We start from the raw sequence: 9681 nt of genomic DNA, 5'->3' as shown, positions 1-9681 counted from the left end.
TCTTGAGCTGGTAGCGCACGTTGCCGCCTCGTGTTAACGACAGCCGCTTCTCGGATACCGCCGGGCGGCTGATGTACCGGCACAGCCGTTCGAGCTTCTTGCGTTCATCGGCCCTGGCCGCCACGCCGGCGTGCAGGCTGAACCCGGCTACCTTGCCAATCCCGTCACCGAACGGATCACCACTGGTCGGCAGAGTTTGCAAAGTGAACACCTTTCGCCCCGCCTGTGAACCGACAGCGATACGGTAAGTGATCGAGTGCCCCAGCAGGGGTGTCATCGGGTCGTCATCCACCGCATCCGAGGCCAGATAGCTGTTTTCGACATCCCGTTCCAGCAGGCCTTGCCGTTCCAGATAGCGACCCACCCGGTGGGCGATGGTGTGCGTCAGCGGCACTGTTGCAAATAACCACGAATGGTAAGCTGAAGACTGTTTTAGCTAAAGGTGCAGCATATGAATCCTTTCCATGGTCGGCATTTTCAGGGCGAAATCATTCTTTGGGCTGTGCGCTGGTATTGTAAATATGGCATTAGCTATCGTGAACTGCAGGAAATGCTGGCCGAACGGGGTGTGAATGTTGATCACACGACTATTTACCGTTGGGTTCAACGTTATGCTCCTGAAATAGAAAAACGTTTACGCTGGTATTGGCGTAATCCTACAGATCTGAGCTCGTGGCATATTGATGAAACCTATGTAAAAGTGAATGGACGATGGTCTTATCTGTATCGTGCAGTCGATCAACGTGGCGATACCATTGATTTTTATCTTTCTTCTAGACGTAATACCAAATCAGCATATTGTTTTCTTGGAAAAATTTTAAATAATGTGAAGAAGTGGCAAATTCCACAAGTGATCAACACGGATAAAGCACCCACATATGGACGTGCTTTATCACGGTTAAAACGGGAAGGTAAATGTCCACCAGACCTTGAGCACAGGCAGATTAAGTATAAAAATAACGTGATTGAATGTGATCATGGCAAGCTAAAGCGGATCATCAGGGCCACATTAGGATTCAAATCTATGAAGACGGCTTATGCCACAATTAAAGGTATTGAAGTCATGCGTGCACTACGTAAAGGACAAGCATCGTCATTTTATTATGGTCAGCCTCAGGGTGAAGTGTGTCTAATCAACAGGGTTTTCGGTCTCTAAGTACTTTTTAAAGGGAACATCATCGACTCAAATCTCTATTTGCAACAGTGCCAGTTTTTGTGACTATTCAGTTTGCAAGCTCAATAGATTATTTAGGGGGGATTACCATGCACCATTTTCTCAACTCGTCAAATTTATTAACTAGAGGAGTTCCTATAAAATAGGTGGAAAGTATGAGTGGATTGCTTTACGTACTCCAGACTGTAGAATATTTTCAGCATTAAAATCTCTAGGAGTTACTTTTGAACAAAAAAAACTATAACAATAGGGTAATGTTGTCCGAAGAAAAGCTTATATATGTAGGCTATTGCCGTGAACACTCCTCCCTTTCATATGTTGACTCGGACCGAGTAAAAGCATTAAAAGGGAGTATGAAAGATATAAACAAAAATAATGCTAGAATTTCAAAGTTTCCTTCAGAAGTGGCTTTAATACAGAATTTAAATACATCTAATGTTCATTCAGAGCTACTTTGTTTGCATCTCACTGATGAAGAATTCAATCAATAAGTTTAGAAAAGCTGGACTTGCTCTTGGTGCTAGCATGTTGCCTAACATAACCTGGTATATGTCTCGTGATCAACTGAGCCAGAATTACTTTAAATGGGACCAATTGCGTTATGTGAAGTAATTTTTGAGTGATTACTTCACATCAAATTTATTTTTTTTTCTTTAACAGCTCTTTTAAACTTTCATCAGAAATACCAATAAAATTATTCTCTTCTAAAAACAAAAGGACTTCTTCAACTGTTGCCCCAAAGTCGAAGAGCTCTAGTAAAGTATTTTTATGCTGAGTGAGAAGCTGATTTCTTGTCATATTCTTTTCATTCATTTTTTCTTTAAAACGAATAAGAATACTCTCAAATTTTTTTGAATCATTCTCGCTATATATTTTTTGCTTTTTATCAATCGTAATCGAAGACTTTTCTGCTTTAACAACTGATTTCACATTTGAATGAGTCAATACGCTTTCAAGATTTTGACTATTCGTGTTTTGAGTTTCAAGCTCTAAAACATTCTGATCTAGCATTGTAATTTTCCATATATAAAATAATGAGATCAGTATTTAAAATTTTTGTTTATCTAGAAATGGCAAATCATGACCATTTTCCGATTTTTAAACAATCAAAAAAAGTCATCTTTTGCGATAAGAAAAAAACAAAAAAGCTATCAAGATTTCTTCATATTTCTTCCCCCTGGTATATGGCCAAAAAATACTGGTATATGGCCAAAAAATACAGGATGGGATAATGTATATCACATTATCCATGTCAAATCTCGAGCTCGCTTCGCTCGGTCTCAATTTGTATAAAGTAGAAAAAAATGAAAGTTAAAGCATCAAGAAATAAGCAGATCATTGTTCGTTTAACTGCAGATGAACATCAAGATATCAATGATGCCTCCAAGGCATTACAGCTCAATCAATCTGACTATATACGTAAAAAAATTTTAAGTGATGACTACAGTCAATTAATCGATCAACGTGATATTCATACGATTAGGATGATCGGGATTGTTCTCGCAAAAATATTGATTGAACTCCAAGATAAAGATTTGATCCCCGAAGAATTATGTGACCTTACAGAGCTCGTTCATGAGTTGAAAATCATTGTGCGTCGACTAAATGACGAGGTGCTTAAGAGATGATTACTAAGATCATTCCAAATGCATTAGGCACTTCAGTAGAAGATCGTATTCATGGATTATCTGACTACATCCATCACCCAACTCCAACACGCAGCGATTATCTCAGTGACTATATTACCCAGTTGCACGCAAGTTTTAGCACTGAACTTATTTCTGAAAAATGTGTCTATTCAAATTCAAGAAACTTTTTAGATGATGATATTGCATATCAAAAAATTGAAATGTCACAAACTGCCAGTTTGAATACAAGGGTGGATGACCCAATTGTTCATATCGTCGGAAGTTTTAAAAAATTTGAAGTACCCACGATTCAACAATTAGAAGAACAAATCGATATTTTAAGTAAACATCTCAAAGCAGATGACTTACAAATGCAGTATGCGCTGCACATGGATACAGACAATGTACACTTCCATTTGATCATTAATCGAATCCATCCATACCGAAAGAATAATCATAATGAACATCAAGCGGTGGAGCTAGGCGATGGCTGGATTTTGAATGCAGTGCATAGAGCCACTGCTGAAATTGAAGCAAAACAAGGCTGGGAACCTGAGCCAAATCCTCTGTTTATCTATAATCATGAAACTGGCCAATGTGAAAAAAACATCAACCACATATCAAATCCTGATGCATTTAAAATCAGTGCAAAGATTCGTGATCAAGAACATCGACATCAACAAAAGAGTCAGTTGCGCAATGACATTGCGACTGCAGGCAACTATCAAGATGACCTTGAAAAAACCATTCAGCCTATCCTAAAAGATGCAAATAGTTGGCAGGACTGGCATCAACAATTAGCAGGTTTAGGAATTTTGTATGAGCGAAAACGTAATGGTAGTATTTTTAAAATAAAAACTGATGATCAACAGTCTCTGACGTTTAAGGCTTCTTTATTTTGCAATAAACAAGTCACATTAAAGAATTTGGAAAAATGTTGGGGTGAGTTTACGCCCCATCATTTCGATCAGATAAAAATTTCTAAGCTCAAATTTAATAAAACAGCTCAGCACAAATGGCATGAATCATCGACAATATCTGCTTATCATTTATTCCAAAGTGAAGACTTTCTAGTGAAAGAACTTCATAGCGCTTATCTCAATATGAAATCAACTAAAGATCTTTATAGCCAGAGACGTCGATCTAAATATCAGGATATCAGCTTCGAGAATGAACTTTATAAATACAATAAATCTTCTTTTTTAAAGCAACATCAAAAGAAATTTCCAGAACAGTCTACTGATACCATTTATACCCTATTGCATTATCAGCATCAGGCAGAACAACTGACCACCAGAGCTGAAATTAGAAAAGTATTTCTTTCCCAAAATCAAAATTTAAGCCAACAGACCTCTGAAAAGCTATTTGATCAAAATTTTTTGTCTAGAAACTTTGATTCAACCCAAATTACCTCTTATGCTGATTTTTTAAGATTTGTTTCACCAACTAATCCCCTATTGATACAACAACAATTTCTATTCGATCAACGTCAGTCTAAGAATTTTATTTATCAAGAAGATCCAGATATCAAGACTGCCAAAATATTATTTGATTCGGAAGATCATAAAGAGCCTATTGGGATTCAAAATAGATATGGGATTCTGGTCTTTAGTAATTATTCAATCACCCGATTACAGCAATGTATAAAGAATTTACATCCCGAGCATGAAGTATCAGTTCGAGGATCATCAGATTTTAAAAACTTATTTAAAATGCTGTCCCAACATAAATCCAATGAAATTCAAGATACAAACAAAAGTAGAACTCTGCCTGCTCTCTCAGAATTATCATTAGAGCAACTCCAAATTGGCTTCAAGCAACTCTATCAACATTTTAAGACAACAGGCGAATGCCAAAGCACAGCACTGATCAAAACTGGTTTACTTCTGAACTGTTGTGGCATCAATATGAGCCAGCTCACATCTATTTTAGCAACATGTATTCAAAAGCATCAATTGCCTCAGCTTAATCAAGACGATCAGAGTATCTTGATACAAAGGCTGCATAACCTGATCTATACACAAGCTTCAAAATTAAATAAAAAATATTTCAACTCAAATGACATTGAGCAAACCTGGCAATTATATTTTTCTTTACAGCATCAGCCTATGATCAACGAAAAATGCCATACCCTTGTTATAACCAACGATGCTTCGCAACATTTGAAAGACCTCGCACTTATACCTAAAAATCAAGTGAACAAATCCTATCAACAGACAGAATCTTTATCTGAACTAGATTACTTACAGATGTTTGAGTTTTACGAATACAGCAGAAAAGCTAAGCTACAAAAACAACAGGAATTAGAGCGGAATAATATCTTCACGATGCCAAAAGAAACATTGAAAGATTCTGATCAAATTTTACAGTCAGCCTCCCCTATTAAAAAATATCGTATCGAATACAGATTTGGAGAAACATTTTATATCGATCAAGAGAAAGTCGCTTTTTTTGAAAGTAAAAACTCTGAAAATATTACTGTACTGAGCCAACAACGTGACCATATTCACGATGCCTTATTATTAGCTAGAGATAAGTTTGGTGTTGTATTGGTCTCTGGTACAGATGACTTTAAAAGACAGGTGCAAGAAATTGCACGTGCAACAAATATAAGAATCGAATTTGACCACCCATTAGTAATAGATCGTCAAGTTGAAAGCTCAGCGAATGACAAGATAGCTCACAATATTGTGCACCAAATAAATGAACACAAGACTGTTATTCCTAATTCCCCTCCAACATCACCAACTATAGAAGATCAAACAGCCCCTATCGATAAAGAAAAGTCTATAACATTAGACGAAAACTCTAAGAGCCTAAACCGTACCAGTGATAGCTATGATTTTGGTTTCTAGTCCTTCAAATTAATTTTTTATAAATTCTGATAGAAGATAAAAAAATGCTAAAAAAAACTAGATTTTTCATCTTTTCCGAGCTATAAATATCAGTAGCCCTTAGGTTGAGAGATAAAACTAGGTGGTTAGCTATAATTAAGTATAGCGGGAGAAAGTCACTCTTACTTAAAGACATGAAAGGATAACTCGTTTTTTACGTGTTTTTCGTGTGCTTTAAATAAGGTTAAATAGTGAAATCTTCGCAACTATACAATACATTTCTTCTTAATATTCTTCATAAATTGGTTCACAATTCATCGGATAGCTTTACTGTCTCTTTTATTAATATAAATAATTCTACGATGTTAGAAATATTTTGTGACTCCCTTCTTTCATTTCATTTTTTTGGATACAAGTATATCCATAATAAATACTATAAAGTTCATAATGGTTTAATTTTTAGCTACACTGTAGACCACGGAAAAAAAATTATTACGTTTAAATGTGATTTGAAAAAAGAAATATCTGGGTTAGACCTAATCACTAAAAAATTGTATTTAAATCGAATATTATTCAATAGCAATTAAAATTAAAAATAGTCAAATTAATACTGAAAAGTTAATTTAACTATTTTTTCGTTATTTTTTTTGTAAGCATCCGCTGAACACACCTTATGAATTCATCCTATAAGCCTTAATTTAGTCCCCACTTAAAAACAAGTGGGGACTAAAATTTATGACTACAAATCACCAGACATCCACCGCATCTCTTGCGAAAACGAAGAACATACGTTGTGGTAGCCCATGAATTAACAGTGGCATAAATCTAAAAATTAAATTTTAATATATTATGAAGTTATGAAGTTATGAAGTTATGAAGTTATGAAGTTATGAAGTTATGAAGTTATGAAGTTATGAAGTTATGAAGTTATGAAGTTATGAAGTTATGAAGTTATGAAGTTAGGTTATTTAATCTTATAGATTAAATAACCTGTTCCCTTCTCATTTTATTTAAAACTTTTATCAACTAGTTGCTTAAAATCTTCTAAATTCTGCTCTGCCAGTGATTCTAAAGCTATTCTTACAATACTAGATCTGTTAACACGAGCATTATTACTTTTGATAATTAACTCATCGATTAACTCACTTAATTCTTGATTTAAAGAAAAGGTACAACGAACGAATTTCTTTTGTGAAACTTCTAGGTCCTTAACTCTTTTATCAGCTCCAGATATAAAGTTTTCAACCAGTTTATCTTGATCCGAAAGATCGTCAGTTTTCTTTTTTAAACCGCTAAGACCTGCCATAATTACACTCCTAAAAACTCTTGAGCTATCCCTTCAATCTCTGCTTTTGCCTTTGGATCACTTGTTACTTCAAAAACAGATAAGCCATTTTCATCTGCATCATCATAAACATTTCGGTTTGTCGTGATTTGGTCTAAGGCTTTTATTCCAAACGATACACAGGCTTCTTTAGCATCTAAAATTCGCTGTACTTGTGACGGTAATGTTGGGCATTGTGTAATGATTGCTCTGGCATTCAAATCTGGATTTACTGCTCGTGCCAGTTTTAATACTTGTTCCATATGATCCAAAGTCTTTAGATCTCTACGTTTAGGTCTAAAAGGCAATAGCATATGTGTTGCTATAGTCATAGCAGAGCGCAATGCTTCTGAATCTTGCCCACCAGCATCAATGATAATATCTTCATATCTTTTTGATAAATCTTTTAAAACTTGACGAATATTGCCTGAAGCTTGTACAGATGGGATATTTTTCAAATCCTCATTCTCATCACGTTCTTTAATCCAGTCAGTTGTTGTACCTTGAGGATCTGCATCTAGAAGCAGAACATCTCTATTCTTTTTTTGTAAATAAACCGCTAAGTTTTGTGCAAGGCAGCTTTTACCAGCTCCGCCTTTTTCACCACCTACTAAAATAATCATAAGTTATGTAAGTTACGTAATTTCGTTAAAAACAATGTACAAGTTTCAATCTCCTGAATCAACTATTGTGAAAAATAAAGTTAAAAAATAAAGTTATCCACAAGTAATGCTCTTTTTTAATTTTATATATATTTTTAAATTTATATTTATAGAACCTTTGTATGCCTTATGTAGTCTAGTTCTCAGAGGATTTATATGGACGTTTTCCTGACAATAAGTGGACATTTTCCTTTATTTAAATAGACGTTTTCCTGACAATAAGTGGACATTTTCCTTTATTTAAATAGACGTTTTCCTGACATAAATGGACATTTTCCTGATATAGATAAGACTTCTTGCGTTGGTCAAAATTTAAACATCTTAAAGCTACATTTAATAAGGTCTTAGCCAATTCAAAAATTAGGGTATTACCCATACTTTCGCAAGATGTTTATAGATATTCCATTAATGGTCATTAAGTGTTAATGTCAATTAATGATATTTGTTTCTCTAATCACAATATGGCAAATCTAATTTATAAAGATAATAACTTGATTGAAGCATCTTATGCGTTGACTTTGTCTGAACAACGCTTAATTTTAGTTGCGATTATTGCAGCTAGGGAAATTGAAAAAGAGCTTACATCGGATACCTTGCTAACAATACATGCATCTGAATACATGAAGCACTTTAATTTGGGTCGTCAAGCGGCCTATGAGGCTCTTCAGGGAGCGTGTGATAACTTGTTTGAACGTAGACTCACCTATAAGGCTATAGATCCTGTTACAGGTAAGCAAGCGGTCTACAAAAGCCGTTGGGTATCAAAAGTTGGCTATGTTAAAGAAGCTGCATGCGCTCAACTAATTTTTGCTCCTGATATTTTACAGCTTTTTGTAAAACTTGAAGAAAAATTTACCCGTTATGAATTAAAGCAAATTTCTCAATTATCTAGCGTATACGCTATACGGCTGTATGAACTTTTGATTAGATGGCGTAGCAAAGGTAAGCTATATATTAGTATGGTTGAATTGCGTGATAAGTTAGGTTTACTTGAAAATGAATATAAAACCATGGGCGATTTTAAAAAGCGTGTATTGACGGTTGCCATAGATCAAATTAATAAACTTACTGATATCGATGTAAGTTATGAGCAGAAAAAAGAAGGAAGAACAATTACACATATCGAATTTTCTTTTAATCAAAAAGCTTCCTTAATTGTTAGTGATAAGGTACTGGAACCGACATATCAGTTGACACCAAAACAATCTATATTTTTCGCTCAAAAATTGTGTGACCTTATCAAATATCCCGAATTCGGGGGAAAATATGCCAATGTAGGTGAGGAGATCGAAGCCTTTAAAGAAAGGATTTCACTTGAACTTCTCGACCCTGAAAAGGTAAAAAAGTATTATCCTGATTTGTTAAAAGTAGGCTATAAAGAAAAATATAAATCAGAAAAGTTATCATAATCTGAATAATAGAAATTCTTATTTTGAACACTACTAACCTATAGGAAAAAATTTAGTCTACCTTGGTAACCCTAGTTCTATAATTTGGTCTTTATTGAGAAGTGTCCATTTTAATTGGATTGGAAGGCTATTGCATGAATGGTTAGCAGCTGATCTATAAGGAATATTAAATTATAAAGTTACATAACTTACACAACTTACACAACTTATGAACTTGTGTAATCCTGAAGAGAGTGATGAGATGGAAACCTTTCCCGGTCATGCTTGTCAGGGATTTTTCCATATATGGAAGTTCAGTGCTGAAAACGAAGGATCCATCTAATGAGAAGAACTGCCCGGGATTAATCTTCCAGGAATATAAAATTATAAAGTTTCATAACTTGTGAACTTATAAACTTACATAACTTATGAGCTTATGTAATCCTGAAGAGAGTGATGAGATGGAAACCTTTCCCGGTCATGCTTGTCAGGGATTTGTCCATATATGGAAGTTCAGTGCTGAAAACGAAGGATCCATCTAATGAGAAGAACTGCCCGGGATTAACCTTCCAGGAATATAAAATTATAAAGTTGCATAACTTACGTAACTTATGAAATTATGTAATCCTGAAGAGAGTGATGAGATGGAAACCTTTCCTGGTTATGCTTGT

The 9681-nt window shown here is 35.0% G+C and carries 8 protein-coding genes and 1 pseudogene; 5 read left to right on the top strand and 4 right to left on the bottom strand.

Features of this window, described 5'->3' with window-relative positions; all coding sequences use genetic code 11:
* Positions 1-388 (bottom strand): annotated as a pseudogene (locus tag FTT88_RS13995) (transposase); the annotation flags it as partial.
* A gap of 63 nt (positions 389-451) precedes the next feature.
* On the opposite strand from FTT88_RS13995, the gene FTT88_RS13990 reads away from it, so the two are divergent.
* Together FTT88_RS13990 and FTT88_RS13985 are read left to right on the top strand one after the other, a co-directional pair.
* Complete coding sequence (locus FTT88_RS13990) at positions 452-1156, top strand: IS6-like element IS1006 family transposase (RefSeq protein WP_001067784.1); 705 nt, start codon at positions 452-454, stop codon at positions 1154-1156.
* 242 nt (positions 1157-1398) lie between these two features.
* Positions 1399-1665, top strand: a complete 267-nt coding sequence (locus FTT88_RS13985; RefSeq protein ID WP_180174046.1) for a hypothetical protein — start codon at positions 1399-1401, stop codon at positions 1663-1665.
* A 148-nt stretch (positions 1666-1813) separates the two neighbouring features.
* Here FTT88_RS13985 and FTT88_RS13980 read toward each other — a convergent pair whose 3' ends face one another.
* Positions 1814-2185 carry a hypothetical protein gene (locus FTT88_RS13980; protein ID WP_180174045.1) on the bottom strand — a complete coding sequence of 124 codons (372 nt, stop codon included), beginning with the start codon at positions 2183-2185 and terminating at the stop codon, positions 1814-1816.
* Positions 2186-2478: 293 nt separating this feature from the next.
* Here FTT88_RS13980 and FTT88_RS13975 point away from each other — a divergent pair, with 293 nt between their 5' ends.
* Both FTT88_RS13975 and FTT88_RS13970 read left to right on the top strand, forming a co-directional pair.
* Positions 2479-2802 (top strand): hypothetical protein, encoded by a 324-nt coding sequence (locus tag FTT88_RS13975; RefSeq protein WP_180174044.1) that lies wholly within the window; start codon positions 2479-2481, stop codon positions 2800-2802.
* Complete coding sequence (locus FTT88_RS13970) at positions 2799-5657, top strand: relaxase/mobilization nuclease domain-containing protein (RefSeq protein ID WP_180174043.1); 2859 nt, start codon at positions 2799-2801, stop codon at positions 5655-5657. The genes FTT88_RS13975 and FTT88_RS13970 overlap by 4 nt, the downstream gene beginning before the upstream one ends.
* 985 nt (positions 5658-6642) lie before the next feature.
* On the opposite strand, the gene FTT88_RS13965 is transcribed toward FTT88_RS13970, so the two are convergent.
* The gene (locus tag FTT88_RS13965; protein WP_004778793.1) at positions 6643-6942 is read right to left on the bottom strand and encodes a hypothetical protein; all 300 of its coding nucleotides are present in this window, start codon (positions 6940-6942) and stop codon (positions 6643-6645) included.
* A gap of 2 nt (positions 6943-6944) precedes the next feature.
* Positions 6945-7583 (bottom strand): AAA family ATPase, encoded by a 639-nt coding sequence (locus tag FTT88_RS13960; RefSeq protein WP_004897614.1) that lies wholly within the window; start codon positions 7581-7583, stop codon positions 6945-6947.
* A 500-nt stretch (positions 7584-8083) separates the two neighbouring features.
* Between FTT88_RS13960 and repM the strand changes: the two genes are divergently transcribed.
* Positions 8084-9031: a replication initiation protein RepM gene (repM, locus tag FTT88_RS13955; RefSeq protein ID WP_216070535.1), complete on the top strand. Its 948-nt coding sequence runs from the start codon at positions 8084-8086 to the stop codon at positions 9029-9031.
* Positions 9032-9681 lie beyond the last annotated feature (650 nt).

The sequence above is a fragment of the Acinetobacter sp. YH01024 genome (assembly GCF_013420195.1).
Taxonomy (GTDB): domain Bacteria; phylum Pseudomonadota; class Gammaproteobacteria; order Pseudomonadales; family Moraxellaceae; genus Acinetobacter; species Acinetobacter amyesii.
This window is presented reverse-complemented; position numbering and strand designations above follow the sequence as displayed.